The sequence below is a fragment of the Psychrobacter sp. Ps4 genome, assembly GCF_022129285.1.
GTDB classification, from domain to species: domain Bacteria; phylum Pseudomonadota; class Gammaproteobacteria; order Pseudomonadales; family Moraxellaceae; genus Psychrobacter; species Psychrobacter immobilis_A.
This window is the reverse complement of sequence record NZ_JADQAK010000030.1, coordinates 1-26,409: the sequence shown is the minus strand read 5'-3', so window position 1 is coordinate 26,409 and position 26,409 is coordinate 1. Positions and strand designations below refer to the sequence as shown.

Sequence of the window (26,409 nt, the reverse complement as noted above, 5' to 3'; positions counted from 1 at the left end):
TTGTAAGATCTTGGTGTGTAAGACCTAAGCGACAAGTAAATGCTGTTCTATAATAGTGGCCAGCAATCGACCAGCGACCTTGCAGCTACGCCCATCAATATCAAAGGCAGGATTAATCTCGGCAATGTCTACCATTTTTACCTTGCCCGATACCATGATAGTTTTTACCATGCGCTCAACGAAACCCAGCTCAATACCATAAGCAGCTGGGGCACTCACACCGGGCACAACACTGGCAGAGAAGCAGTCCATATCGATAGTTAGATACACGATATCGACCTTATCGATAAAGCTTTTGACCTGCTCAGCAAGCGTGTCCCAAGGCTGATAATGACAGTCTTCATCACTGATAACATGCACACCCAATTGCTCAGCGCGATCGAAAAGCGCAGCGGTGTTAGATAAACGACTTACGCCAATACAGCAATAGTTAAATGGCTGACCATGTGCGTCAAGATGCTCGGAAATTTGGCGAAACGGTGTACCAGAAGTCGCCACATCAGATTGACGAATATCAAGATGGGCATCGAAATTAATAATCCCGATAGTAGGCACTGTGTTTGTGCTGACAGTTGTATCGCTTGTATTTTCTAATGCCTGCCATAGTCCCAAAAAGCTGCCGTAAGCGATGGCATGATCACCGCCCAATCCGATAGGCAAACCGCCTTGCTTGACGATAGCGCTCACTTCCTCAGCATATTTAATCTGAGCTTGTTCAAGAGTATTCGTGGCAAAGTCATCATCGTCGTGACAATGAATGTCACCAGCATCACCCAATAAGGTTGATAATTGTCCATCAAAGCGCTGTTGCAATTCAGCGATGACTGGCAGCGTAGCAAATGCTCGACGAATTAATGGCGGGGCTGCTCTAGCACCCACGCGGCCTTGATTACGTCTGACCCCTTGATCACATGCAAAGCCAATTAGCCCAATATTTTGACTCTCATAAGGCTGAGCAAGCTGATACCAATAGCGGGCGCGTGCCGTCTCAAATGGCTCTGCACGACCTTTCCACTGGGTCATATCAGCAGGTGTATGGCTAATACGTGTGGTAGTCGTTGCTGTTGTTGTCGCTATTGTCATCGCTGTTCTCCGTTCGCCGGCTACTATTTATTTAGACTCATACCAGTTGCTGCGTAGTGACTGCCAATGTTCAGCAAGCGTACCGCCTAATACCAATTGCTTGGCTGCCTCGATATCAGGGGCAAGGTAGCGGTCTTTATCATAGAAAGTCACCTTCTCACGCAGTTTCTTATGTGCCACTGTTAAAGGCTCTGAAGTCTCTAATCCGCGATGAAAATCAATCCCTTGACCGGCAGCCAATAGCTCAATACCGATAATGGTGGCAGTATTCTGTGCCATCTCGTATAGGCGGCGTGCGCAATAGGTCGCCATCGATACATGGTCTTCTTGATTGGCAGAGGTTGGGATACTGTCGACACTGCCTGGGTGAGCGATAGATTTATTCTCTGATGCCAGCGCGGCTGCGGTCACATGGGCGATCATAAAGCCTGAGTTCACCCCAGCATTGTCGACCAAGAACGGCGGTAGGCCACCTGACAGCGTCGCATCGATTAGCAAAGCGACACGGCGCTCAGACATCGAGCCAATCTCGGCGATTGCCAAGGCCAGAATATCAGCGGCAAAAGCGACTGGCTCAGCATGGAAGTTACCACCTGAAATAGCGACTGGGCCATCTTCATTATTAAAAATAAGTGGGTTGTCGGTCACCGCATTGGATTCGATTAGTAGCGTTTTACCTGCTTGATTGATGATATCAAGACAGGCACCCATGACTTGCGGCTGACAACGCAGGCAGTAAGGGTCTTGTACGCGATCGTCTTGTTCGCCATCATGCGAGGCGCGAATCGCACTGCCTTTGATCAGTTGACGATGTGCTTTGGCGATTTCAATTTGACCATGATGGCCACGTACTTCGTGAATACGCGCATCAAATGGCGAATCCGATCCTTTGGCCGCATCAATTGACAGGGAGCCAACGATAGTCGCTGTCTCCAGCAAGTCACGCGCTAAGAAATAACCCCGTAATGCCAATGCGGTTGACACTTGAGTACCGTTGATAAGTGCAAGACCTTCTTTGGCTGCAAGAGTAATAGGCTCAAGTCCATGCTGGGCTAGCGCGTCTGTTGCAGGCACTTTTTCGCCAGCGACAAACACGTCACCTTCACCCATCATTGCAAGCGTCATGTGTGATAAAGGCGCTAAATCACCAGAGGCACCAACAGAGCCTTTAGCCGGAATGTTTGGCGTGATTTGATTATTGATTAAGGCAAGTAAGCTGTCCACTACCTCGCGGCGTACGCCTGATACACCTTGTGCTAGGCTGGCCACTTTCATCACCATAATCAGTCGTACCACGCTGGCAGGAAGTGCTTCACCAGTGCCTACTGAGTGAGAAACAATTAGGTTACGCTGAAGTAGCTCAAGCTGATCATCACTGATACGGGTCTTTGCTAACAAGCCAAAACCAGTATTGATGCCATATGCGCTTTTGTCTCGGGCGATAATCGTACGCACATCTTCGTGTGAGGCATCGATGGCCTCATAAGCACTCTCAGGTAATGTCAATATGACAGGTTGCTCATAGATATCACGTAGCATCTTAAAGCTAAGCTGGCGAGGGTGTAGGGTTAATTGTTTGATATCGTTCATAGGGTGATCCTAGTATTGTAAGACATATGGGTTATATTATTTTTGATTCATGTCTTTGTTGAAATGACGTTTTTTAAATGTTTTTAGTTAACGTAATACCTGTTATTAAATTTGTTTCTTTAGCCAATCCAGTTGAAGTACATGGCTAGATGTCCGAATGCCGCAGCCAATAAAATACTGAGTACCACACGCTCAAACCAGATAATGACCATTTTGCCGACAGATAATGGTATTTCAGTGGCAAGCACACAAGGAATCATGGCAGAGAAAAACAACACGCTGCTAATAGAGATGACCCCTGCAACATAGCGAGTCAATATATCAGCCTCACTGAGGAGTAGTGCTGGCAAGAACATTTCAGCCAATCCCGCTGACATACCTTTGGCGGCAACCAGAGGCTCTGGTAAGCCGCTAAGCCATGTAAATGGATAAAGAAGCAAGCCTAAAGCATCGAATACAGGCGTATACTTTGCTAATATCAATCCTGTCAAGCCAACCGCGATGATAGAAGGCACAATCGCCGCTGCCATCGTCAGCCCATCGCGAAAGTTAGACCATAAGATTTGTTTTAGGTCAGTGGCACGGCGCGAAGTGGACAAACCTAAATCAAATGCTGCCGCCAGACGTGTACCACGTCTATGGTCTAAAGCGGGACGTTCAACGCTATCATCAACAAGGCTAATGGGTGGAATACGAGCAGTAATCGCAGTAACGATAAAGGTAATCACTAGCGTAGACCAAAAAAATAGGTTCCAAAACTCCATCAGACCAAGCGTTTTGGCAACAATGACCATAAATGCCGCTGATACGGTCGAAAATCCAGTCGCAATGATAATGGCTTCGCGCGCTGAATATTGCTTTTGCAAATACACGCGATTAGTAATGAGCAGCCCGATAGAGTAGCTACCAACAAAGGATGCGACCGCATCAATCGCTGATGAACCTGGGGTTTTCCAGATAGGTTTCATGATCGGCTGCATGAGCACACCGACCATCTCGAGCAAACCAAAACCCACCAAAAATGCTAAAATTAATGCCCCAAGCGGTACAATCATACCGACTGGTAATGCCAGTTTTTCAAACAAAAACGGCAGCATGTCCTTTTCCATCATAAAGGCAGGCGCTATGTCAGCCACATACATTACTGCCAGTATCAGACCAATGATTTTAAAAGCAGTCATAATCATGTGGGTAATGTTTTTACGCCATGAGCCGTCTATAAATGGCTTGCTTACCCCAAAGATCATCAGTAAAAACAACAACGTCACAGACAATGTATGCTGCTGATTGACCAGATAAGTTGCCCCATGATCGAACAAAATCGTGCTTTTCTCACCAATGGTAAATGGCACAAAAAACATGACCAAACCGATAGCACTAAAGACTATCAACTGCAGTAACGCTACAGGTTTAGACAGTAGTGCTTCAGTTGGTGTCGCTGCTGCATCCTTGAGATTTAGTGTCGTATTTTGCTCAATCATATTATCCTCCTTGATAAAATGTCGATGATATCCGTATGTCAAGTAATCACTTATAAGGACAAAGGTTATGCTACTTAATCATCGGCAGATTTAGACCATAATCTTTGGCTGTTTTGATCGCCAGCTCATAGCCTGCATCGGCGTGACGCATGACGCCTGAGCCGCAATCATTGACCAGTACCCGCGCCAAGCGTTTGGCTGCAGCATCAGTACCGTCTGCGACGATGACCATGCCTGAGTGCTGCGAGTAACCCATGCCAACGCCGCCGCCATGATGCAATGACACCCAAGTGGCACCACCTGCCACGTTGAGCATACCATTCAATAATGCCCAGTCAGATACCGCATCTGAGCCATCTTTCATGCTTTCAGTTTCGCGATTTGGACTAGCCACTGAGCCTGTGTCCAAGTGGTCGCGGCCGATGACGATAGGGCCTTTTAGCTCGCCGTTTTTGACCATTTCATTGAATGCGAGCCCTGCTTTGTCACGCTCACCCAATCCTAACCAGCAGATACGGGCAGGCAAACCCTGAAACTGAATGCGCTCTTTTGCCATATCTAACCAGCGATGGATATGTTGGTTTTCAGGGAATAGCTCTTTGATTTTTTGATCGGTCTTATAGATATCTTCTGGATCGCCTGATAATGCGACCCAGCGAAATGGGCCTTTACCTTGGCAAAACAGCGGACGAATATAAGCGGGGACAAAACCTGGGAAATTAAAGGCATCTTTCACGCCTTCATCAAAAGCCACCTGACGAATGTTATTGCCATAATCGGTCGTTGGAATGTCCATTGCCTGCAAGTCTAGCATCGCCTGTACGTGTACGGCACAAGACTGAGCGGCAGCTTTGGTTAATGCTGCATGTTGCTCTGAATCTCCTTGTGCGGCTTTCCATTCTTCTACTGTCCAGCCAACTGGCAAGTAACCATTGATCAAATCATGTGCTGAGGTTTGATCAGTGACCAAATCAGGCTTCATACCGCCAGCATTGGCGCGCTTGACCATCTCAGGCAAGATGTCTGCTGCATTACCAAGTAGGGCAATAGAGACCGCTTCACCAGCATCGGTATGCTGTTTTATCAACTCGTAAGCATGGTCTAAGTCATTGGCTTGCTTGTCGACATAACCAGTACGTAAGCGGAAATCGATACTAGACTGCTGGCACTCGATGTTTAATGAAGTGGCACCTGCAAAAGTCGCGGCTAATGGCTGTGCGCCGCCCATACCGCCAAGACCCGCGGTCAAAATCCAGCGACCTGCCCAGCTACCATCATAATGCTGACGACCTGCTTCTACAAAGGTCTCGTAAGTACCTTGGACGATGCCTTGCGTGCCAATATAAATCCAGCTACCAGCCGTCATTTGACCATACATCATCAAGTCTTTGCGATCGAGCTCGTTAAAGTGCTCCCACGTGGCCCAGCGCGGCACAAGGTTAGAGTTTGCAATCAATACACGCGGCGCATTTTCGTGCGTTTGAAACACGCCAACTGGCTTGCCTGATTGCACGAGCAACGTCTCATCGTCTTCCAATTCTTTTAATGACGCTAAGATTTGATCGTAGCTTTCCCAATTGCGGGCTGCGCGTCCGATACCACCGTAGACGACTAAGCTTTTAGGGTTTTCGGCCACATCAGGATGCAAATTGTTTTGCAGCATGCGATAAGGTGCTTCGGTCAGCCAGCTTTTGCAATGTAGGTCGCTGCCAGTGGGCGCGGCGATTTCGCGGCTCTCATCACGGCGAGTCAGCTTAGTCTCTTTATTGGTTCCATGGTCAGTAGTCATTATCATATCCTTGTGATATCTGTTAAGACGATAAAGTAATAAAAGTAAGTGTTTTACAGTCAGTCTATAAATTCAGCGAAACATCGATTAGATGACACAGATTTTTTAGCACCGTCGTAAAGTTGTATATACAAATTATCAAAGATACTTTTTTCATGCAAGCAATTTTTTATAAATGACTCAATTATTTTTGTGAGGGTTTTGGTAGATAGACAGAAGTTAGGGTGTTTTGCCAAGGTTCATGACGTTATCTCGTGATATTATGGCGCTATTATTATTGGTAAAACTAACGGTTAAACACGGACATGACAAAGACGATTCCGGCATATCAGCGCATAAAAAACGCCATATTAGACAATATTCACTCGGGTAAATGGCAGGCGGGCAATGCAATTTCTACAGAAATGGCGTTGGCAAAAGAGTTTGGCGTATCGCGTATGACGGTCAATCGCGCCCTAAAAGAGCTGAGCGAAGAGCGAGTGCTAGAGCGCCGGCAAGGATCGGGGACGTTTGTCGCCCAGCAGCAGTTCAATCATACCTTTGTAGAAGTGCGCAATATCGCGCAGGATTTAAAATCTGCCAATCGTGATTATCAGGCGCAAGTGGTGAGTAAACGCATACTTACGGCTGCGATGTTGGATGATGAATTACGGCGTAAATTTGATATTGATGAAGTAGCTGTGTCTTCTAGTACAAGCGCTAGTACAAACGCTGATACAACCGTAATGGATGACAGTACTGGCGCAGATAGTAGCAGCGACGTTGCTGTTTTATACGAGGTAAAAATCATTCACTTTGCGGATGGTCAGCCCATACAGTTCGAAGAGCGCTGGGTGGATGCGCAAAAGGTGCCAGAATTTATTGAGCAGGATTTTAGTGTGGTCAACACCAGTGATTATCTCATTGCCAAAAGTCCACTAGAGCGCGGTAGCTATACCATTCGTGCACTGGCGGCACCAGATGAGATAGCCGCGCTACTGCAAATCGCACCGCAGTCGCCGACATTGGTATTGCGTCGTCAGACGTATTCAGCAGGTCGAGTATTGACCTTTGTGAAGATGTGGCATGCAGGCGATCGTTATCAATTCTCCGGTGAACTATAATAGTCTTACGCATGCTCACTGTTTTTGTACGTTTATTCTTTCTGAAGTGCGCTAGTATATGAATAAATGGCTATTTAATCGGCAATAATAACGTTAAGATCTGCCTAAAAAATGTCCAAAAATTCAAAGATAATATAGAAACAGTATTGAAAAATATGCTGAGCATCCTCAAATCGAGCAGTCAAAGCTAAATAATGCGGCGCAAGTACTTTATTATAGTATTTGCCTGTGCTGGTCTTATCCTTATTTGTTGCTATGGTTTTATTGGCACGATACCTTTTTGCATTATTCATTCACTCTTATAAGGACGTCTTATGAAACGTCGTACTCTTTTAGCACTTGCCGCCAGTACTATGCTACTTGCCGCTTGTGGTCAGTCTACTACCAATGAAGCAGAAACCAATGCGACAGACAGTGCCGCGACGGGTGGCTCTGATTTGCTGCAACGTATCAATAATGGTGGCACCATCAACGTCGGTACAGAGGGTACTTATCCGCCATTTACCTATCATGATGAGAGTGGCAAGCTAACTGGCTATGATGTCGAAGTGACACGTGCAGTTGCGGATAAACTAGGCGTAGACGTCGAATTTAAAGAGACCCAGTGGGATGCTATGCTGGCAGGTCTTGACTCAAAACGCTTCGATATGGTGGCCAATCAAGTAAGCTTGACCACGCCTGAGCGTTTGGCTAAGTATGACAAAGCCATGCCATATAGCTGGTCGGGCGCGGTTGTACTAGCACCGACTGATGACAATCGTTATAGCTCGTGGGAAGGTTTAAAAGGTCTGCGTACTGCGCAATCACTGAGCAGCAACTATGGTGAACTTGCAGAACGCTACGGCGCAGAAATCGTCCCTGTCGATGGTATGGCGCAAGCGATTCAACTGGTTAAGCAAGACCGTGCTGACTTTACGATGAATGACAATCTGGCAGTATTGGATTATCTCAAAAAATTCCCAGATGCAGCACTTGAGATCAAGCTGACAGCGCCTGCGAGTGAGCAGACTGGTTCAGGTCTAGTACTCATCAAAGGGGACGACGCTGTGGTGGCAAAATTGAATGAAGCAATGGCCGCATTAGCAGCCGATGGGACGCTGACCAAGCTTAGCGAAGAGTTCTTTGGTGCTGATATAAGTCAACAAAAATAATGCTAGCGTCTATCACGTCAATGCTAGCTGAGTTACTGGCACTACTACCATTTATGGATCCTGCGCGGGCGCAAATTGTTATCAATTCATTTTGGCCAATGCTTAAAGGCGGTATTTATTATTCAATACCGCTGGCGTTGATCTCATTTGCGATTGGTATGGCTATTGCGCTGACAGTAGCGCTGATTCGTATCGTACCGCGTGCTGGCTGGTTCCATGAAATCATATATAGATTTGCGCGTATTTATGTGTCCGCCATTCGCGGGACACCAATGCTGGTTCAGCTATTTATTATTTTCTACGGTTTGCCAAGTATCGGAGTAAAGCTTGATCCTTTTCCCTCAGCGATTATTGCCTTTTCGCTCAATATTGGCGCGTATGCATCGGAGACGGTGCGTGCCTCTATTTTGTCCATTCCAAAAGGGCAGTGGGAAGCAGGCTCGACGGTAGGCTTGACGTATCTACAAACCTTTCGTCATGTCATTTTGCCGCAAGCACTTCGGGTGTCAGTACCCCCGTTATCCAATACCTTTATTAGCCTAGTAAAAGACACGTCTTTGGCGTCATTGGTATTGGTAACCGAGCTATTTAAACAGGCGCAAATCATCACGGCACGTAACTATGAATTTATGTTGGTCTACACCGAAGCGGCGATTATTTATTGGGGTATTTGTCTGTTCTTAACCTTTATTCAAGGTAAGCTTGAAACCAGACTTGATCGCTACGTGGCGAAATAAACCCTTGATAATGGGGGCAGTATAGGATGGTAATACCGCGTCGATAAGCGTGTGTTATTAGCAAACAGATATCAGTACAACAGGAAGCTTTATGATTCAAGTCACTAATATTCACAAAGCCTTTGGTGGCAATCAAGTGCTTAAAGGCATCGACTTGACCATCGAAAAAGGCAAGGTAGTGGTGATATTAGGGCCGTCAGGGTCTGGTAAAACCACTTTTTTACGCTGCTTGAATGCGTTGGAAATTCCTGATCAAGGCATCATTGCTTTTGATGATGGCAGCTTAACGGTTGACTTCGCTACCAAGCCCAAGAAGAAAACGTTGCTGGCGTTGCAGCGTAAATCAGGCATGGTATTTCAATCTTATAACTTGTTTCCACACAAGACCGCGATTGAGAATTTAATGCTTGGGCCGACGGTAGTGCAAGGGCAAACTAAGGCGCAAGCCCGCGAACAGGCACTGGCATTACTTGATAAAGTAGGCTTATCGGATAAGGCAGATCTGTATCCGTTTCAGCTATCTGGTGGTCAGCAGCAGCGTATCGGCATTGCTCGTGCACTGGCTATCGAGCCGTCATTATTATTATTTGATGAGCCGACCTCTGCGCTCGATCCTGAATTGGTACAAGATGTATTGGGCACAATGAAGCAACTGGCATCTGAAGGCTGGACGATGGTCGTTGTGACTCATGAGATTAAATTTGCTCGTGATGTGGCGGATCATGTGGTGTTAATTGAGGATGGTCATGTGGTCGAAGAAGGTAGCGCTAAGCAGATGTTCGAAGTGTCTACGCATCCACGTACGCAGGCCTTTTTGCAGCGTATTGAACAGTAATATCATCAAGACAGTCCAAGTTATTTAGCAACTGTCTATGGCATAAATACTTACCTCTTAAGCAAAGTGTCAAGCACAATAAAGCCCCGACTATATCGATATAGTTGGGGCTTTTTTCGTCTAATAGCAATGGTACTAAGGCTATTAAAACTTTTTAAAAAGTACAGACTAAATTCTTTGTCGTCTTTTTAGCCAGCGTGGTACGCGAGTGGCAGTGCCGTTTAATATGGCATTAAATAAAGCTGCCAGTAAGATTAATACCACGCCCACATATTGAATCCAAGATAAGGATTGATGCAGTAATAGTATGGCAAGGGCAATGGCAGTCAATGGCTCAAAAATCGTAAATACTGATGCACGAGTGGCAGGTAATTTCTCTAATGCTTTCATATAAAGGGCAAAGGGCACGACGGTTCCAATCAAAGACAACCCCAAGGCATAGCCCCACGTATGTAAGGGTAAGCTCAATAACCGCCCATAGGTTTGATAGGTTTCAGGTAATAAGAGCAGTACACCGGCACTGATGATAATAGAGGTAAAAAACACCAAAGGCGCAGGGTGTGCATCGTGCATCGCGCGCTTGCCCAGTACTCCGTATAAGGAATAACAGACGCCTGCTAGCAGTCCTAATAGGATGCCCCAATTGACTTGCGCTTGCTCACCAAGCATCGTCAATCCAACACCAAATACCGCCATGAGCGCCAGTAATGCCGACTGGCGAGTGATAGATTCATCAAGCAAGAATGCCGAAAACAATAAGCTAAACACAGGTGCAGTATAAAGCAAGGCAACCGCAGGGCCAGCACCGACATAGATCACAGCAAAAAAGTAGCATACTGACATACCAAATACGCCAATCAAAGACTGCAATGCCAGTCCAAGCCACTGCTTTCGACGAAGCTTGATAAGATGCGGCCATAATTTCGGTAGCATGACAAGAATAAGAAAAGCCGCGGTCACGATACGTAAGATCGTAATCTGCCAACCACTAAAGCCGATTTGATTGAGGTAGGTTGAAAATATCCCTAACGTACCCCAGCAGACCGCCGCCGTGATGATTTGAATGGTGCCTATCCATGACTGCCGTGCTGACATTACGCCCTCGGTATTTGCCATATCACTCTCTATTTTATTTTCTAGAAAATCCAAATAATAAGCTATGTCAGTTTTTTAGCTAAGGGTGTTTTTTTGACTCGTCGCTCATCACTCATTACTGTGCTGAAATAACAAAAGACAACCCGAGTAAGGGCTGTCTTTTGTTTATTTTTTCAATCTATCATTAAAGCGTTAATTAAGTTCGAACACAAGTCAGTTAGACATAAAATTCAATTTATTTGAGTTAGAGGTACGCTTGTTTGTGGCTTATGTCTTTGGCTTATCACCCTTTGGTGTCATATCCCCCAAACTTAAGCATCAAGACTTATACTTGTAGTAAAAAATTCGTCAGCAAGCGTTTGGCACCTTCCGTTGCAAATGACTCTGGGTGAAACTGCACACCTTGAATGGGATAGTCTTTATGCTGTAGTCCCATAATCTCCTCACCTGCTAGCGCAGATTCGGTTAGGCTGAACTCAGCATGAGCATTATTGGCGACGACAGCTGTGACAGTCAAGCAATCTGGTAAGGTATCCGCTTTTACCATCAATGAGTGGTAGCGCATAATTTCTATCTCTTGGGGCAAGCCTTGATAGACACCCGCGCCATCATGGCGAATGGAGGATACCTTGCCATGCATTGGCACGCTCGCCCGTACCACATCGCCGCCGAACACATGCGCAATCCCTTGCATACCTAAGCAAACACCCAATAACGGCGTCGTCTTACCCATGACTTCAATCACTTCGGCACAAATACCGAAGTAGGTGGGGTCGTCAGGAGCACTAGGGCCGGGCGAGATGATAATGCGATCAAGATTCATGGCTTGTACATCTGCTAACGTTATCTCATTATTACGTTTAACCATGACGTTCGCGGCTTTATCGCCGTCCATCGTCTGCAAAATCTCGCCGATATATTGGTAAAGATTAAAGGTAAAGGAGTCGTAGTTATCTATAATTAAAACATTCATGGGTTATCAACTCTTTGGCAAAATATAAGCAATTTACGGATTCATAAAACTGTCTAATACCACTTTCATGGCAGACAATTTACGCTGAATTTCTAGGTATTCATCAGCAGGATTGGAGTCATAAACATTACCACCACAGGTTTGCGCATAGGCAGACTCGCCGTTGATGAATAGGCTGCGAATAGGAATAGCAAAAATACAATCACCGTTAAAATTAAACGATCCAAGCGCACCACCATAAGCACCGCGACCATCTGGCTCCAGCTCATTGATGACTTTAATCGCTTCAACTTTTGGTGCGCCTGACAACGTCCCAGCAGGGAAGTTACTGGCAAGGGCGCTAAACATATCTTCATTAGGGTGTAAGATTCCGACGATTTCAGACGAGATATGTTGCACGTGTGAGAAGCGTTTGATATCCATGAGGCTACGTACTTTGACGGTGCCAAATTGTGCCACACGGCCAATGTCATTGCGATGCAAATCGACTAGCATATTGTGCTCGGCAATCTCTTTGGCATCGTTGAGCAATGCACGGGCAAGCTGTCGGTCTTCGATGACATCGACACCGCGCTTGGCAGTACCTGCCAATGGATAGGTTTCCATCTCACCTTGACGCAAGCGAAACAGCAGTTCTGGTGAGGCACCAATGATGCACTGCTGAGCAAATTTCATAAAATACATATGCGGCGACGGATTGACCGACCGCAATTTCTCATAAATCGGCATCTTATCGCCCATAATACGATATTTGGATTTAAAACCTACCTCACATTGAAAGATACGCCCTGAGATGATGTCTTCTTTGACTTGCATGACGGCTTTAGCGTGCTCTTCTTGGCTCATGCCGTCACCCAAAAACTCAACTGTAGGCGGCTCATAGCTTGGAATTTGCTCATCAAGTAGTGCTTTGATTTGCTCGATGCGATTTTCTTGCTGCGCAGTTGGATAATAAAAGTAGAAAATCTCACCAGTCATTTTATCGAGCGTTAGACCATCCAAATATACGCCAAATTTAAACGGTTCAAAGTCATCGCTCGCTTTAGCATTGAGACTGGGTTCAAAGAAATTGACACTGTCGTAACCCAAATAACCGACAAGACCACCGCTTTGGTCGCGAGCAATGACGTGCTGCGGCGTAATTTTGCGCAGTAGCTCGTAAGGATTATCCGTTTGATAATGAGTGGTTTCAGCAGTTTTATTATCAGTAATCGCGAGGGTTGCACGATCGATGGCAGCAATGGTCATAACGGGATCAAAACCAATCGCATGATGACGCGCCATATGTCCATCTTCGCCCAATGATTCAAGCAGATAACAGGTCTCAAAAGCGCGCTCAATACGTTTGAACAACGCAAAGAAATCAATATCCTGCGTGAGTTTAATGCGCTGTGGTTTACTAGGAATATCAATAGCAGCAGGTTGCTCAGGGTTTGAATTAGGAGAGGTCATAACAATATCCAAATTGGTTCAATGGTTGATCAAATAAAAAGTAAGACAAATTAAAATTCTAGTTTCTGATTAATTAGGCGGCCTTTTCAGCTGTGTCTTTTATGAATGTTTTCTATGAGTCATGTCTATGAGTAATTAGTAAGGCACTCACATCATGAACTTGCATGGCTTTGGCGCCGCGCGAGACGGTAGCGATACCGACACCTAGCTGCTCAGATATCTCGCGCTGGGTGACACCGCGCTCAAGCAAGTCAAAAATGCGGATACGATTGGCGATTTCCTGCTGCTCTTTTTCCGTCAATAGCGCACTGAATAGCAGGTCGATAGCGGTACTGTCATGACAATTGGCTAAATGGCTTAATAAGCTTTGATAAGGGTCTGTGCTCATAACATTCATCTTCATGGAAAAGAAAAGGGAAGCTTACTTCGTTTCAGTATTCTAGTACGATAGTACATAAAAGGCAAGTAGCCTATGTAGATGTTTTGCTACTGCTGTTAAATGGGTACTGTGTTTTGGAAGATGATTATTTATATAGGATGGATACTACATTGATAAACATAAAGCCAACTAATTTTTATTAACTGGCTTTATGTTTATGAATGGTTAACAGCTCGTTTACAGACCCTAATTAAACGGAAGAGTGCTCACTGGCAAGTTCAATTTGCACCTGCCAATCCTCTATATCCAGCTCATAACAGTTTTTGCCTTCGCCATTGATACGATCTATCACCAAAAAATCAGAGTCACAACCGAGGGCAAGTAGCGGATGATGCCAGACATTGGCATCGTATTGCACACCTTGATGAGATTGGACATAAAACACGGTCAAATCATCTGCAGACTGTGGCGGCGCACCAGCAGGTGCAACGATGACGATATAATCCTGACCATTCATCGAAAAGAACGCTTGCGTGCCAAACGGATGATATTCCATGACCGATAAGGCAATAGGAAATTCACGCTTTCTGGCGCGGAAGATACTCATGCCGACATCGCCGCCGTCCAGTTTGGCTTCAGCGATGGCGTGATGGCGGCAGGCATAGCCTTTATTGATATGGTAGCTATTTTCAGGCGTCTGTGCTGCCTTGTCATAGGGTTCTATTACGGTGCCGTAGGGCGCAAACTCAGCTTTGGTTAAAGGTCTTGCAACGATCGTAGTCTTCATAAGAGTACTCATGACTTTGCCTTACTTTTGGTGATCACTGTTTATAATTGCTATGAGCCACTTTGCCATAAGCCCGTACGCGAATTAAATCAACATCTGGGAATAAATGACATATTCGAATGAACGATTATGCCGCTATATTGCTTATCGTTCTGAATGCTTTGTTGTGCTGATTATTATTGTTATTGCGCAGGGCTTATCGTGCTGGGCGAATAAACGGCATATGACGATTCACGTCTTTGTATAGTAAGTATCTAAATGGACCAGGTCCGCCGGCGTAACAAGATTGTGGACAGAATGCGCGTAGCCACATAAAGTCGCCTGCCTCAACTTCTACCCATTCACCGTTTAAGTGATAGACCGCTTTACCTTCTAGGACATACAAACCATGTTCCATCACATGCGTTTCATCAAATGGAATCACGCCACCTGGCTGGAAGGTCACGATATTCACATGCATGTCGTGACGCATATCAGACTGCTCGGTAAATCTGGTGGTTGCCCATACGCCATCAGTACCCGGCATCTCAATCGCTGCAACATCGTGATCGCTGGTTACAAAGGCTTCAGGCACCTCAATACCTTCACAGTGTTGATAAGCTTTACGAATCCAATGGAATTTAACGTGCTTGTCGCTATTGTTTTTTAGCGTCCATTTGCAGCCAGGTGGTAAGAATGCATAACCGCCCGATTCAAGATGATAAGACTCACCTTCAATAGTGATATTCATTTCACCTTCAACGATGAATATAACCCCTTCAGCGTTTGCATCTAGCTCAGGCTTTTCTGAGCCGCCATTAGGCTCAACTTCAACGATATACTGTGAAAAAGTCTCAGAGAAACCTGAAAGTGGGCGTGCAAGCACCCACATGCGCATACCTGTCCAAAACGGCAGATAGCTAATAACAATGTCGGTCAGTACGCGCTTTGGAATAATGGCATAAGCTTCGGTGAAGATAGCGCGATCAGATAGCAGTTGTGTTTGTGGAGGCAAGCCGCCAGTTGGTGCGTAGTATGTACTCTTTGTTGACATTGTTGATGTTCCTTAGTGGTGTTGTGCCGCAATAAATTTGTGTCTAAACGTATGGTTACATCCAGTTCGCAGTGTTATCGGCAGTTGCTGGATGGTTTTTATACCAGTGTTTGGCAATGTCATCACGGCGGCATACCCACACATCGGGCTTGCTGGTGATATATTGCAAAAACTTTTTGAGAGCAATGATGCGACCGGCGCGACCAATGATGCGACAATGCAAACCGATGGTCAGCATCTTGGGTGTGCGCGCGCCTTCTTCGTATAAGGTATCGAAGCTGTCTTTTAAGTATTGATAAAAAGGCTCGGCGTTGGTAAAGCCTGGGCTTGAGGCAAAACGCATGTCATTGGTCTCTAAGGTATAGGGAATGACCAAATGCGGCTTACGAGTGATTTTATTACCGTCTTCTACTTTGACATTGAGCCAGTAAGGGAGCTCATCCGCGTAAGAGTCTGAGTCATAAATATAGCCACCTTGTTCGGCGACCAACTCACGAGTATTCGGGCTATCTCGTCCCGTGTACCAACCAAGCGGCTGACCACCGATCATGCGCTCGAATATTTCAGTGGCACGGCGCACATGCTCGCGCTCGGTTTCGCGGTACATATTTTGATAAGTAATCCAGCGCAGACCGTGACTGGCGATTTCGTGCCCATCTTCTAATATTCGCTCGATAATATGCGGCGTTTTTTCGGCAGCAGCGGCGCAAGTGAAGGTCGTAATAGGCAAACCGTATTCTTTAAAAGTATCCAATACTCGCCAAACACCCACACGGCTACCATATTCAAATGCCGACTCAATCGACTGATGACGATTGTCAAATTCTGGCGTACCTAAGACATCCGATAAAAACCGCTCTGATTGACCGTCACCATGAATCACGCTATTTTCTGCGCCTTCTTCGATATTGAGGACGAACTGTACAGCGATTTTAGCGCCGCCTGGCCAGTTGGCTTTTGGCGGCGTGTCAGCATAGCCTTTTAAGTCGCGAGGGTAGGCGTCTTGATTGAAATCGCTGATTATTTTTTTACTCATTGTCAATATATCCTAAATATTTTAAAGCAACTTAAGTCAACTAAAGCAAAATAAGGCGTAACTTTGGATCCATATAATATTTATCTACGGCCTTTATCTATAATCCCGATGCATAAGCCACCATTTGCTGACGTTCTTCATCCGTCAATTTTGTGAGATTACCCAGTGGCATATAGCCCGTTTGTACGGCAGTGACGATTTTTGCTTTATGAGTTTTCATGTCGGTTGGTGTCTGCAAGATGATACCAGCTGGCGGCGCGGCAAATCCTTGCTGAGTAGGCTGAGCGGCATGGCACGTGCTACAGCGCGTGTGCACGACATCCATAATGGCATCATCTGCAGAGGCAGTTACTGGCACGACGTCGGCAGTGATATTTTCATTTGAGGTGGCATCAGTGCTTATAGTAGAACCGTCGACTGCACTATCAGTAGTTGTTGGTGGTACACTATCTGGTGTCGCCGTTTCAGCAGCGACTGCAGCAGTGACAGCAGGTAATGGCTCAATTGGTTCTGGGCGCATCCAAATAATTAATAATACAGTTAAGACAGCAGGGATGACCAAATAACGCGGCTTATGATTGTCTAAATGCTTTTGGTTAAAATAGTGACGTACAATAGCCGTGATGATACCCACAAATACCAATACCAACCAGCCGTGAGCATGAGAGTACATCATCGGATAATGATTGCTAATCATAGTAAAGATCAGCGGTAAGGTAAAATAGTTGTTCATCAGCGAGCGGTTTTTTGCTTGTAGTGCCAAGTCCGCCACTTCTTTGCCTGGTTTTTCGCCACGCCTCACGCATTCTACCAGCGCTCGTTGAGCAGGCATAATGCCAAAGAACACATTACCTGCCAGCACAGTACCTAAGATAGCACCGATATGAATGAACGAAGCACGGTCACTAAATAGCTGGTAAGAACCCCAGCAGGCGATGATTAATAGGATAAAAATAATGGTGCTAAAAATGAAGGAGTTTTTGCCCAAATGGCTGCGGACAATCACTTCATAAATGAAATAGCTGCCGAATAAAAATAACAAACTGGTCGAGATGGCACCGATACTACTACCAAAATCGACTTTGCTGGGATCAATCAAGTAGGCAGTCGCATTGGCATAGTAGACGATAGAGAGCATCGCCATACCCGTCAGCCAAGTGGTATAAGCTTCCCATTTAAACCAGTGCAGGGTTTTTGGCATCTCTTCGGGCTCAAGCTTGTATTTGGCAATTTCATAAAAGCCGCCACCATGTACCGCCCATAAGTCGCCTGAAATGCCTTTGTCAGCCTTCCACTGTGGTGGTTTACGCAAACTAAGATCTAGCCAAACAAAGTAAAAAGACGCACCAATCCATGCCACGCCAGCGATGACGTGGAACCAGCGAAAAAATAAGTTAAACCAATCGAGATAATAAGCGCCCATGTTGCAAATGTCCTTTTTACAATTTTCTTTTGTTCAGCTTTTTTCAATCTTTCGACGCGTTTTGCTATGGCGACGTGCTTTTATGATGTTCTTTTATATGGTGATGCTATATAACTACATAACTAAGAGCCGCGGTATGTGCTGTAGCCATGTGCGCTGAGCAGTAGTGGTACATGATAGTGGCCGTTATCACTTATCATAAAATCGATGACTACTTGTGGATAAAAAGCCGTGAGATTTTGTGCATCGAAATAAGACTGCGTATCAAAGGTTAAGGTATAACGACCAACATCTAAGTGATATTCAGCAATATCAATCGTTGGATCAAACGACCAGCTATCTGGTGCCACGCGTCCATCCGCGTTGGTGACGCCATTGGCTAATAGAGATGCCTTGCCACTTGCGCTTACGCGATCTAGCGTCACGGTAATACCAGCGGCTGGTTTGCCCAAATGGGTATCTAAAATATGCGATGAGAGAGTACCTGACATAATAATTCCTTTTATATAAATGAGTCAGATGGGCTGAATGCGTTAAGCGTCACTCAGCAGTTTCTGTAAACGTAAGCGGGTGATTTTATTTTGCTCAGCCGCCGCATTGACCAGCTCAGTAGCGCGATCATTGGGCAGGCGTGCTAACAATAAATCGAGCATTTGCTGCGCGCTCTTACCGGTAGCAAATACGATAAAGATAAAGCCAAATTTATCAAGGTAGTCTTGATTGCCTTGTGCCAAAGCTTCAATCACATCGTCATTGGCATCATTGGCACCTGACTGCTCATGGGCAGCACTGTCTTGAGTATTGCGGTATTTTTCTTTTAACGAGTCGACATTGCCGATTTGTGGATGACCATCAAAAGCCTCTAGTAACTGGGCTTCTGCTGTCTGTGCTTGTGCCCAAGCATCATCACTATGAGCAAGTAATGTAGATATATCAGCAAAAGGACGTTTTTTTTCTAAAGCCTGCGCCCAATGGGTGCTGGTACAGCAGGTCAATAGATGTGAAATTGCCTCAGCTGTTGAGAGCTCATTAAACTGCTGTAAAGATAATTTCACTATGACATCCTTTTCTTTGCTGACAAAAGCGGTGGAGTAACATTTCTCGATAACATCTCATGCTAAAGTAGTATTTATCGATTAATAATTGGTTTACTATGAGCTATTCTGCTTAAACCTGACCATTTGGTCAACTACTTTATGCAAATATTTTATTTAGGCTGGTGATATTCCATAAAAATTAGCATATGAATCCAGTTATTGGCTGGGATATGGCTCTTTATTCATCACAATAATGACAGGTAACATTAATCATGGCTCAACATAACGATATAGAACCACAAGCCGCGTCTGACGCACCTGTACAGCGCAATCAGCAAGATATCCGCGCCCACAATCAAACCGTCATTTTGGCGGCGGCAGAAGAGGAGTTCGTGCTGCAAGGTTTCCGCGGTGCGACGATGCAAGGTATTGCCGATAGAGCTGAGCTGCCAAAAGCCAACGTGCATTACTACTTTAAGAATAAAAAAAATCTGTACCAAGCAGTGCTGCATTCTATTATTCAAGAGTGGAACGATGGCTTAGTCACCATGACAGTCGATAGTGACCCTAAAACGGTCATCGAAAAGTTTGTCCGTACCAAATTGCATCAAGCGTTTGCTCATCCCAATCGCCATAAATTATTTGCGCTGGAAGTCATTGGCGGTGCCCCGCACCTGCATGAATTTATGTCGGCGACCATGAAGGCGTGGGCGCTAGACAAGGCACAAGTGATGAAAACTTGGCATGAGCAAGGTAAGATTGGCATCGCTGACCCTTTACAGCTATTGATTTTGATTTGGGCAACGACGCAGCGATATGCAGAATTTGAGACAGAAATTGTCGGTTTGATGGAAAAGAGTGAGTACGATCAGCAGGATGAAGCGCGGGCGGCAGACTTTTTAGTGCCGTTTATTTTGCGTGGCTGTGGTCTTGAGTAATGCTTATTTATTATTATTTTACGTCTATAACATGCCATTAATACGAAAGCACTTTAAATGTTTTCGTATTAAGGCGCGCTAAAAGAGTCAATGTGCAGAACCAGAACAGCAATGCTGATTGGTAAAGAATTTGACTATTCTAACGTACGTTTAAGAAGCCTTTTGTCTAAGAGGCTTTAGACCGTCATCCAGATGTTGTTCTACCGTATCAAATTCGACACCGTAGTTTTTGGGCAAAATCATATCGAGAGTAATGGCCACAATACCTGACATAGTAACTGCCGAACCAAAGATATTACGGAAAAGCTGCGGCGCCTGTGCGAATACATCAGGAACAAAAGCCACGCCCATGGACAGACCTAGCGAAGTGGCAATGATTAAGATATTGCGATGGGTAAAGTTGACCGTTGATAGGATGCGAATACCAGCGGTCGCTACCGTTGCAAACATCAATAACGTCACGCCGCCAACGACTGGTTTTGGCAACTGGGTAAAGATAGCACCCAAAATAGGAAATAGCCCCATAGTGAACAAGATAGCCCCAACATAAAAGCCCACATAGCGACTGGCAATACCAGTCATCTGAATCACGCCGTTGTTTTGGCTAAAAGTCGTCACTGGGAAGGTATTAAACACCGCCGCAATTAATGAGTTGACACCATCACCTAATACGCCACCTTTAATGCGTTTCTCGTATAAAGGTCCTTTGATGGGTTCGCCCGATATCATCGAAGTCGCCGTCAAATCACCAGAGGTTTCAATACTGGTAATGACATACATAAAGGCGATAGGAATAAAAGCCTGCCAATCAAACCCAAAACCAAACTTGAATGGCACAGGTAGCGTAAAGATAGGGGCATCAGAGACCAAAGAGAAATCAATACGTCCCATAAGAATGGCTGCGATCAGACCAAGCATCAGCCCTATAAAAATAGCACTGGAGCGAATGACTTTATTATTAACAATACTAATCAATACCACACTAACCAAGACCCCGCCACCGAGCAGCAGATTCTGTATACTCCCGAAATCTTCAGCGCCCACGCCGCCTGCCAAATCCGTCAGACCAACCTTGGTTAATGACAGACCGATAGTCACAATCACACAACCCGTCACGATAGGGCTCATCAGAGATTTGAGTCTGGTGATGAATTGACTTAAGAAAATCTCAACGAAGGCACCAAGAAAGGAGACGCCAAAGATAACAGAGAGAATCTCCTCCGGACTCCCGCCTTTGTTTTTTACCACAAAACCTGCCGCCAATACCGCGGCCAAGAAGCCAAAACTGGTTCCTTGTAATGCCATAAGACCGGAACCTACTGGTCCAACTTTATGGGTCTGAATAAAGGTAGCGACCCCTGATACCATCAATGACATGCTGATGAGATAAGGGATATGTTCCCCCAAACCCAAGACGCCGCCTATGATTAATGAGGGGGTGATGATACCGACAAAGCTGGCAAGTACGTGTTGTACTGCGCCCAAAAAGGCTTTTGTAGGGGTAGGGCGGTCATGCAATCCGTATAGTAAATCGGGGTTTCCTTGAATGTGTTCGCTCATCTTGGCTTCCTCCTAAAGTGACTTTTAGTCCAAGCTCTGTGGAGAGAGCTAAGCATTGTGATGAGTTTAGAGATGGATATCGACACACCGTTTATCTTCATATTGCTTAGTTGTCTTACAAAGAGTCGCACTTATCCTTGTGCTAATAAATATCAGCAGCTAGCTATTATTTATCAATATGACTAATAGTCGTAGGTTTAAACCTGACTAATTGGTCAACTATCTAAGGGTATAGTGAAAGGGTTGGCTATTGCAACGTTTTTTTTCATGTTGATGGCTTTATTTCTTAAATAATAACAGTCTATTAGACGAACATAGCGCAGCAGATTTGGTTTGCTGGCTATTTCTACTCGTCTAAAAACAGTAAGCAACAAAACGGAATAAGTCAGCCAGATTTAGCGCTATTTTTTAATATTAGATTTCTCGCATTAATTATTGCCAAATTGTTAGTACTTCGTTATTATGCCTCTCAATATTAAAATGCTAACAATTATCATTAACATTGTTATTCGTATGAAAGACTTTGGCTTTGTCAAGACTGCAATCGTCTAAAAAATGGTTTTCAACAATAAGCGGTGCAACTGCCACAAGCTGTGCTCAACAGTAAATAGCTCTTAAAAATTCTAATTTGTGATAGTCAATAAGGTGAGTGTGTTATGCGTGAAGTAAAGTTATCAAAACTATCTAGTCAAATGACGGTATTGTCCATGGGCGTGGCAGCGGTATTATGGTCACAAGCAGTCAGTGCAGCACCTGCAGAAGACATGCCAAGCACCACGTTGCAGACCATTACGGTGACAGCCAATAGCTCAGTACGTGATAAAGTGCAAACCGATTCTGTTTACATAGAAGACTATACGCCAGCGCAGCAAGCCAGCCATTTAAGCGATTTTTTGAATGTCGTTCCTGGGGTTACGGTAGGTGGTACCTCAGCGGTCAATCAGCGTATTCGCATTCGTGGTCTTGAAGACAGCAACCTAAAAGTCACTATCGATGGGGCGCGTCAAGAAGGCAAACTTTTTTATCATATGGGTGACATTACTATTGACCCTGATTTGCTTAAGCAAGCAGATGTCTCAGTCGGTAATAACTCAGTGACGCTAGGAAATGATGCCATTGGCGGGGCGGTAGCCTTTAAAACTGTTGATGCAGTGGATTTGCTGAAACCGGGTCAAAGAATAGGGGCTAAAGTTCACGCAGGCTATGCTAGTAATAATGACGAGCTACTAACGTCAACGACTGTATATGCCGCACCAACGGACAATGTTGACTTACTGGCTTACTATGGCAAGCGTGATAGCGATTCTGGCGAAGATGGTAACGGTCGTGAGCTGTTTGAAGACAGTAAAACTGAAAGCATCTTATTAAAGGCCGGTGCTTATATTGCCGATGACCATCATATTGGCGCAAATTTCAGCCAAACTGAAAAGAAAGGTATTTTCCCATTCCGTCCAGACTTCCCTAGCCGCTCTGAGCCTCCAATTCCGCAACAGGTGAAGCGCGATACTTATGGTATTGATTATAGCTTTAATCCTAGCAACCCACTGATTGATGTAGATACCAACGTGTATCAAACCAAAACCCGCATTTTGCGCGATTCTGATTATATCAATGATCCAGGTTTTGATTTTAACGCTGAAGTTCAAACCACAGGCGCAAAAATCCAAAACACCAGTGACATTGCTACGAATGTTGGCACACACAAGCTTATCTCTGGTATTGAGCATTACAAAAAAGAATCGGAGATGGAGCGCGACTTCGTCAAAGCAGGGTCAGACGAGGCAACCAATACATCAGTATATCTAGAAGACCAATGGAGAAATGGTAAGCTCACTTTAACACCTGGTGTGCGTTATGACCGCTACAAATCTCCTGAGTTTATCTCTGGTGGCAAAACCTATGATAATGTCGTTGGTGCACTTGCCGCAAGCTATGAGATTGCACCATTGACGCAAGTATTTGCAAGCTACACGCAGTTATTTAATGGTCCTGACTTAAGCCAAACCATTTTTAATTCAAATGGTGACAAAACTTACGTTAATAATGACTTAAAAGCAGAAGAAGGGTCTAACGCTGAAGTGGGTATCGTTACAACGTTACGCGACCTAACGGTAGCTGGTGATGCACTACAACTAAGCGGTAAATACTTTGAAACCGATATCGAAAACTATATTGAATTTATACGCTCAGGTCTAAGCTGTGGACCAAACCTTGGGAATGATTGCCAAGGTGCGGTCAATAAGGACGAAGATTATAAAATAAAAGGTGTTGAGCTGGCCGCTGATTATAAAATGAATAACTTTAGCATGGGTTTAAGCTATGCTCATGCGCGTAGTAAAGGTGAAGATACGGGTTATAGTTTTTATTCACAAACAGGGTCAGGATCAGATGCAGGTGATAAATACATGGTCAATCTAGCGTATCAGCCAACTGATACCACTGAGCTTGGCTGGCGCAGTACCTATGTAGCCCCTGTTACGCAAACCTTTATACTTCGAGGTGACGTTACGGAGCTTAAGAAACCGAGCTATGATGTCCATGATATCTTTATGAGCTACTCTCCAGCTCAAGTAGATGGCTTGAAAGCCACAGTTGGGGTTTATAACCTGTTTGATGAAACTTATGCTAGCCACGGTTCGCGCTTAAATCCAGCTAATGCTACGGCTACAGATTTTGAGAAAGGTCGTAATATCAAAGCGTCATTGACGTATCAGTTCTAATCTTATTGTCACTTGATGATAGATGAAAGGGCCAGCTGTCTGTATAGGATAGCTGGCTTTTTTATGGTCAGTAAATGGCGAAGCATGTGATAGCAATTACAACTTTTTTTGAATACCAATCAAAATAACCAATGAATAAAGAAACGATGAATAAAAAACCAATACTAATGACTTCATTTCCCCCTACGTTGCGTCAGAGCTGCTTATGGATTCATCGCTATACTGGGCTTGCAATGGCCGCTTTTTTGATCATTGCTGGTATCACGGGCACGCTATTGGCATTTCATGATGAGCTAGATGATGTGTTTAATCACAAGCTGGCAAATATTGAGGCGCAACACAAGCCGCCACTACCGATCGCCACACTGCATGATGCTGTTATCAGCGCTTATCCACAGTATCAATTTTCTAGTATGCCAACGTCAGTAGAGCCTAACAAATCAGCGGTTTTTTCGGTAGATAGAGTCCGAGGTGAAAGCGCCAAAAATCAGCCCAAAGCCCCATTTAAAGAGGTATATGTCAATCCCTTTACTAGTGAAATCATCGGTACACGTGATAAAGAGGTGTGGGCATGGCGCAATACGATGTACAAGGTATTCTGGTTACACCGTGATTTATTGCTAGGTGATATCGGCAAATTAATACTGGGTATCGTGTCTTTAATTTGGACGATTAATTGTTTCATCGGCTTTTATTTAACCTTTCCAAGAGCAGTTAGTGCCAATAAATCTCAACAATCCGCATTGAGAAAATCATCTGGCAAACCCCGCGCTTCGTTTTTTAAACGCTGGCTACCTGCTTGGAAAATCCGCCGTAAGACCAATACTTTTAAGCTCAATTATGACTTGCATCATGCGTTTGGCTTATGGCTCTGGCTCATGTTGTTTGTCATTGCGTGGTCGAGTGTTGGTTTTAATTTAAAATCGGTATATCAGCCTGTAATGCAAGCGCTGGTAAGGCTTGAAGGTAGAGATGAAGGCAAAGGAAAGAAACAAAATAAGCCTGCGATAAACACTGAATCTAGTAGTGATGAGGCGACTACTATTGGCACTAATATGAACAGTACTAATAAGGTAGACAAGGCTAATAGTATTGCTTATTTAAGCAAGCAGGCAGAGATCGTCGCGCAAAAAAATGGCGTCAGCGTCCAGCAGCTATTGGGAGTGCGTTGGGTAGAAGAGGACAATCAATGGCAAATGCGCTTTAAAACCAATAAAGATATCGGTAAAAAAGGCGGTGCGTCATCTATCACGGTTGACGCCGCAACAGGCAATGTCGAGCGTGTTAATTTTGGGTATCAAAGCTCATTTGGTAATCAAGCTGATCAATGGATGGCAACGCTACACATGGGTCATATCAGCCATGGCGTAGGTCATTTGTTGTATCAAATATTTTTAGCATTGACGGGGTTAGCCGTGGCGGTATTGTCTGGCACAGGTGTTTATCTGTGGGTCAAAGGGTGTCAAAGTCGGTTAAAGCAAAGGCAAAAATTAACGGTTAAAGACAACTCTTTGAAGCGATTACGCGAAACCAGCCATTAAAGAGCAACTATAAGATATGCTGTACTTAAACCATATCCATAATGATGATTATGCAACCTTCAGAGGTCAAGGTGGTAACGTCAATATTACAGAGTACAGCTATCTTTGATAGTATTTATTAAGGTCGCTAACTAAAGCTTTAATTGCAAAAATATACTGTAGGCTATCCCAACGGTAAATATCAAAAAAGCAAATTTTTCACCCAACATTACCCATCTATGCCATCTGTTGTTTTCGTCAAAGTTTTTTGTATAATCTACTGCAGCAATATTTTGAGTAAAATCCATCGGAATAACCACCAACCTTAGAACATACAAAGTCATGCCTAACCAAAACAGGGTATCTGCTATCTTTTTATTCACAGCGTAATAAATGCATAGACAAAAGCTAATGATTAAAATTAATAGGGATAAGTTTTTGTAATTTATCCATCGATGATTCAATAGGATTTTATGCATCAACAATTCCTTTTATTGTTTGCAAAGCTCTGTACTTAAACCGCATCGACAATCACTGGGCGACCTTGATGACTGAGCACGGTAACATCGACGTTATACAGATCCTTCATGGTTGTTTGGGTGATGACCTCTGCAGGTTGACCGACAGCCATTACCTGACCCTCTTTCATGGTGACCACGGTATCGGCAAATTGTGCGGCTTGATTGA

Annotated in this window: 23 protein-coding genes; 7 read left to right on the top strand and 16 right to left on the bottom strand. The window is 44.6% G+C overall.

Annotated features, from left to right (window positions below):
• Window positions 1-24 precede the first annotated feature (24 nt).
• The 4 genes from hutG to hutU all read right to left on the bottom strand — a co-directional run bounded on the left by hutG (window position 25) and on the right by hutU (window position 5,943).
• Window positions 25-1,083 carry a formimidoylglutamase gene (hutG, locus tag I3252_RS13535; protein ID WP_238035596.1) on the bottom strand — a complete coding sequence of 353 codons (1,059 nt, stop codon included), beginning with the start codon at window positions 1,081-1,083 and terminating at the stop codon, window positions 25-27.
• Between the two features lie 27 nt (window positions 1,084-1,110).
• Window positions 1,111-2,673, bottom strand: a complete 1,563-nt coding sequence (gene hutH / locus I3252_RS13530) for a histidine ammonia-lyase (RefSeq protein ID WP_238035595.1) — start codon at window positions 2,671-2,673, stop codon at window positions 1,111-1,113.
• Window positions 2,674-2,792: 119 nt separating this feature from the next.
• On the bottom strand, window positions 2,793-4,154 hold the full coding sequence (locus I3252_RS13525; RefSeq protein ID WP_238035594.1) for a YjiH family protein: 1,362 nt from the start codon (window positions 4,152-4,154) through the stop codon (window positions 2,793-2,795).
• Window positions 4,155-4,224: 70 nt separating this feature from the next.
• Window positions 4,225-5,943, bottom strand: a complete 1,719-nt coding sequence (gene hutU, locus I3252_RS13520; protein ID WP_238035593.1) for a urocanate hydratase — start codon at window positions 5,941-5,943, stop codon at window positions 4,225-4,227.
• 305 nt (window positions 5,944-6,248) lie between these two features.
• Here hutU and I3252_RS13515 point away from each other — a divergent pair, with 305 nt between their 5' ends.
• The 4 genes from I3252_RS13515 (at window position 6,249) to I3252_RS13500 (ending at window position 9,769) form a co-directional block, all read left to right on the top strand.
• Window positions 6,249-7,046 (top strand): UTRA domain-containing protein, encoded by a 798-nt coding sequence (locus I3252_RS13515; RefSeq protein ID WP_238035592.1) that lies wholly within the window; start codon window positions 6,249-6,251, stop codon window positions 7,044-7,046.
• Between the two features lie 314 nt (window positions 7,047-7,360).
• Window positions 7,361-8,197: an amino acid ABC transporter substrate-binding protein gene (locus tag I3252_RS13510; RefSeq protein ID WP_045444411.1), complete on the top strand. Its 837-nt coding sequence runs from the start codon at window positions 7,361-7,363 to the stop codon at window positions 8,195-8,197.
• Window positions 8,197-8,934 carry an amino acid ABC transporter permease gene (locus I3252_RS13505; protein WP_087814305.1) on the top strand — a complete coding sequence of 246 codons (738 nt, stop codon included), beginning with the start codon at window positions 8,197-8,199 and terminating at the stop codon, window positions 8,932-8,934. Before I3252_RS13510 ends, I3252_RS13505 begins: the two co-directional genes overlap by 1 nt.
• Window positions 8,935-9,025: 91 nt before the next feature.
• On the top strand, window positions 9,026-9,769 hold the full coding sequence (locus tag I3252_RS13500) for an amino acid ABC transporter ATP-binding protein (RefSeq protein ID WP_060491687.1): 744 nt from the start codon (window positions 9,026-9,028) through the stop codon (window positions 9,767-9,769).
• A 168-nt stretch (window positions 9,770-9,937) separates the two neighbouring features.
• On the opposite strand, the gene I3252_RS13495 is transcribed toward I3252_RS13500, so the two are convergent.
• The 10 genes from I3252_RS13495 to uraD form a co-directional block, all read right to left on the bottom strand.
• Window positions 9,938-10,885, bottom strand: a complete 948-nt coding sequence (locus tag I3252_RS13495) for an EamA family transporter (RefSeq protein ID WP_238035591.1) — start codon at window positions 10,883-10,885, stop codon at window positions 9,938-9,940.
• A gap of 304 nt (window positions 10,886-11,189) precedes the next feature.
• Window positions 11,190-11,837 carry an aminodeoxychorismate/anthranilate synthase component II gene (locus tag I3252_RS13490; RefSeq protein ID WP_238035590.1) on the bottom strand — a complete coding sequence of 216 codons (648 nt, stop codon included), beginning with the start codon at window positions 11,835-11,837 and terminating at the stop codon, window positions 11,190-11,192.
• 33 nt (window positions 11,838-11,870) lie between these two features.
• Window positions 11,871-13,289, bottom strand: a complete 1,419-nt coding sequence (locus I3252_RS13485; protein ID WP_238035589.1) for an anthranilate synthase component I family protein — start codon at window positions 13,287-13,289, stop codon at window positions 11,871-11,873.
• Window positions 13,290-13,401: 112 nt separating this feature from the next.
• Complete coding sequence (locus I3252_RS13480) at window positions 13,402-13,677, bottom strand: Trp family transcriptional regulator (RefSeq protein WP_238035588.1); 276 nt, start codon at window positions 13,675-13,677, stop codon at window positions 13,402-13,404.
• A 241-nt stretch (window positions 13,678-13,918) separates the two neighbouring features.
• Window positions 13,919-14,467, bottom strand: a complete 549-nt coding sequence (locus I3252_RS13475) for an ureidoglycolate lyase (RefSeq protein WP_238035587.1) — start codon at window positions 14,465-14,467, stop codon at window positions 13,919-13,921.
• Window positions 14,468-14,651: 184 nt separating this feature from the next.
• Window positions 14,652-15,488, bottom strand: a complete 837-nt coding sequence (locus tag I3252_RS13470; RefSeq protein ID WP_238035586.1) for a bifunctional allantoicase/(S)-ureidoglycine aminohydrolase — start codon at window positions 15,486-15,488, stop codon at window positions 14,652-14,654.
• 55 nt (window positions 15,489-15,543) lie between these two features.
• On the bottom strand, window positions 15,544-16,524 hold the full coding sequence (gene puuE / locus I3252_RS13465; protein WP_238035585.1) for an allantoinase PuuE: 981 nt from the start codon (window positions 16,522-16,524) through the stop codon (window positions 15,544-15,546).
• Between the two features lie 97 nt (window positions 16,525-16,621).
• Window positions 16,622-17,947 (bottom strand): urate hydroxylase PuuD, encoded by a 1,326-nt coding sequence (locus tag I3252_RS13460; RefSeq protein ID WP_238035584.1) that lies wholly within the window; start codon window positions 17,945-17,947, stop codon window positions 16,622-16,624.
• 122 nt (window positions 17,948-18,069) lie between these two features.
• Window positions 18,070-18,438, bottom strand: a complete 369-nt coding sequence (uraH, locus tag I3252_RS13455) for a hydroxyisourate hydrolase (protein ID WP_193008652.1) — start codon at window positions 18,436-18,438, stop codon at window positions 18,070-18,072.
• Between the two features lie 42 nt (window positions 18,439-18,480).
• Window positions 18,481-19,002 carry a 2-oxo-4-hydroxy-4-carboxy-5-ureidoimidazoline decarboxylase gene (gene uraD / locus I3252_RS13450; RefSeq protein ID WP_238035583.1) on the bottom strand — a complete coding sequence of 174 codons (522 nt, stop codon included), beginning with the start codon at window positions 19,000-19,002 and terminating at the stop codon, window positions 18,481-18,483.
• A gap of 254 nt (window positions 19,003-19,256) precedes the next feature.
• On the opposite strand from uraD, the gene I3252_RS13445 reads away from it, so the two are divergent.
• Window positions 19,257-19,922 (top strand): TetR/AcrR family transcriptional regulator, encoded by a 666-nt coding sequence (locus tag I3252_RS13445; RefSeq protein ID WP_201554573.1) that lies wholly within the window; start codon window positions 19,257-19,259, stop codon window positions 19,920-19,922.
• A gap of 150 nt (window positions 19,923-20,072) precedes the next feature.
• Here the strand turns inward: I3252_RS13445 and I3252_RS13440 are convergent, their stop codons facing one another.
• A complete protein-coding gene (locus tag I3252_RS13440; RefSeq protein ID WP_055124608.1) occupies window positions 20,073-21,482 on the bottom strand; it encodes a nucleobase:cation symporter-2 family protein in 1,410 nt (469 codons plus the stop codon).
• A 656-nt stretch (window positions 21,483-22,138) separates the two neighbouring features.
• Here I3252_RS13440 and I3252_RS13435 point away from each other — a divergent pair.
• Window positions 22,139-24,202, top strand: coding sequence for a TonB-dependent receptor (locus I3252_RS13435; RefSeq protein ID WP_238035582.1), 2,064 nt, complete (start codon window positions 22,139-22,141; stop codon window positions 24,200-24,202).
• 167 nt (window positions 24,203-24,369) lie between these two features.
• Complete coding sequence (locus I3252_RS13430) at window positions 24,370-25,743, top strand: PepSY-associated TM helix domain-containing protein (RefSeq protein WP_238035581.1); 1,374 nt, start codon at window positions 24,370-24,372, stop codon at window positions 25,741-25,743.
• Between the two features lie 131 nt (window positions 25,744-25,874).
• Here the strand turns inward: I3252_RS13430 and I3252_RS13425 are convergent, their stop codons facing one another.
• Window positions 25,875-26,201, bottom strand: coding sequence for a hypothetical protein (locus tag I3252_RS13425; RefSeq protein WP_238035580.1), 327 nt, complete (start codon window positions 26,199-26,201; stop codon window positions 25,875-25,877).
• Between the last annotated feature and the right edge of the window lie 208 nt (window positions 26,202-26,409).

Bases quoted from the DNA above. Each gene is read 5' to 3' on its own strand.
- hutG (WP_238035596.1), bottom strand. From the start codon at position 1,083: ATGACAATAGCGACAACAACAGCAACGACTACCACACGTATTAGCCAT.
- hutH (WP_238035595.1), bottom strand. From the start codon at position 2,673: ATGAACGATATCAAACAATTAACCCTACACCCTCGCCAGCTTAGCTTT.
- I3252_RS13525 (WP_238035594.1), bottom strand. From the start codon at position 4,154: ATGATTGAGCAAAATACGACACTAAATCTCAAGGATGCAGCAGCGACA.
- hutU (WP_238035593.1), bottom strand. From the start codon at position 5,943: ATGACTACTGACCATGGAACCAATAAAGAGACTAAGCTGACTCGCCGT.
- I3252_RS13515 (WP_238035592.1), top strand. From the start codon at position 6,249: ATGACAAAGACGATTCCGGCATATCAGCGCATAAAAAACGCCATATTA.
- I3252_RS13510 (WP_045444411.1), top strand. From the start codon at position 7,361: ATGAAACGTCGTACTCTTTTAGCACTTGCCGCCAGTACTATGCTACTT.
- I3252_RS13505 (WP_087814305.1), top strand. From the start codon at position 8,197: ATGCTAGCGTCTATCACGTCAATGCTAGCTGAGTTACTGGCACTACTA.
- I3252_RS13500 (WP_060491687.1), top strand. From the start codon at position 9,026: ATGATTCAAGTCACTAATATTCACAAAGCCTTTGGTGGCAATCAAGTG.
- I3252_RS13495 (WP_238035591.1), bottom strand. From the start codon at position 10,885: ATGGCAAATACCGAGGGCGTAATGTCAGCACGGCAGTCATGGATAGGC.
- I3252_RS13490 (WP_238035590.1), bottom strand. From the start codon at position 11,837: ATGAATGTTTTAATTATAGATAACTACGACTCCTTTACCTTTAATCTT.
- I3252_RS13485 (WP_238035589.1), bottom strand. From the start codon at position 13,289: ATGACCTCTCCTAATTCAAACCCTGAGCAACCTGCTGCTATTGATATT.
- I3252_RS13480 (WP_238035588.1), bottom strand. From the start codon at position 13,677: ATGAGCACAGACCCTTATCAAAGCTTATTAAGCCATTTAGCCAATTGT.
- I3252_RS13475 (WP_238035587.1), bottom strand. From the start codon at position 14,467: ATGAGTACTCTTATGAAGACTACGATCGTTGCAAGACCTTTAACCAAA.
- I3252_RS13470 (WP_238035586.1), bottom strand. From the start codon at position 15,488: ATGTCAACAAAGAGTACATACTACGCACCAACTGGCGGCTTGCCTCCA.
- puuE (WP_238035585.1), bottom strand. From the start codon at position 16,524: ATGAGTAAAAAAATAATCAGCGATTTCAATCAAGACGCCTACCCTCGC.
- I3252_RS13460 (WP_238035584.1), bottom strand. From the start codon at position 17,947: ATGGGCGCTTATTATCTCGATTGGTTTAACTTATTTTTTCGCTGGTTC.
- uraH (WP_193008652.1), bottom strand. From the start codon at position 18,438: ATGTCAGGTACTCTCTCATCGCATATTTTAGATACCCATTTGGGCAAA.
- I3252_RS13445 (WP_201554573.1), top strand. From the start codon at position 19,257: ATGGCTCAACATAACGATATAGAACCACAAGCCGCGTCTGACGCACCT.
- I3252_RS13440 (WP_055124608.1), bottom strand. From the start codon at position 21,482: ATGAGCGAACACATTCAAGGAAACCCCGATTTACTATACGGATTGCAT.
- I3252_RS13435 (WP_238035582.1), top strand. From the start codon at position 22,139: ATGCGTGAAGTAAAGTTATCAAAACTATCTAGTCAAATGACGGTATTG.
- I3252_RS13430 (WP_238035581.1), top strand. From the start codon at position 24,370: ATGACTTCATTTCCCCCTACGTTGCGTCAGAGCTGCTTATGGATTCAT.
- I3252_RS13425 (WP_238035580.1), bottom strand. From the start codon at position 26,201: ATGCATAAAATCCTATTGAATCATCGATGGATAAATTACAAAAACTTA.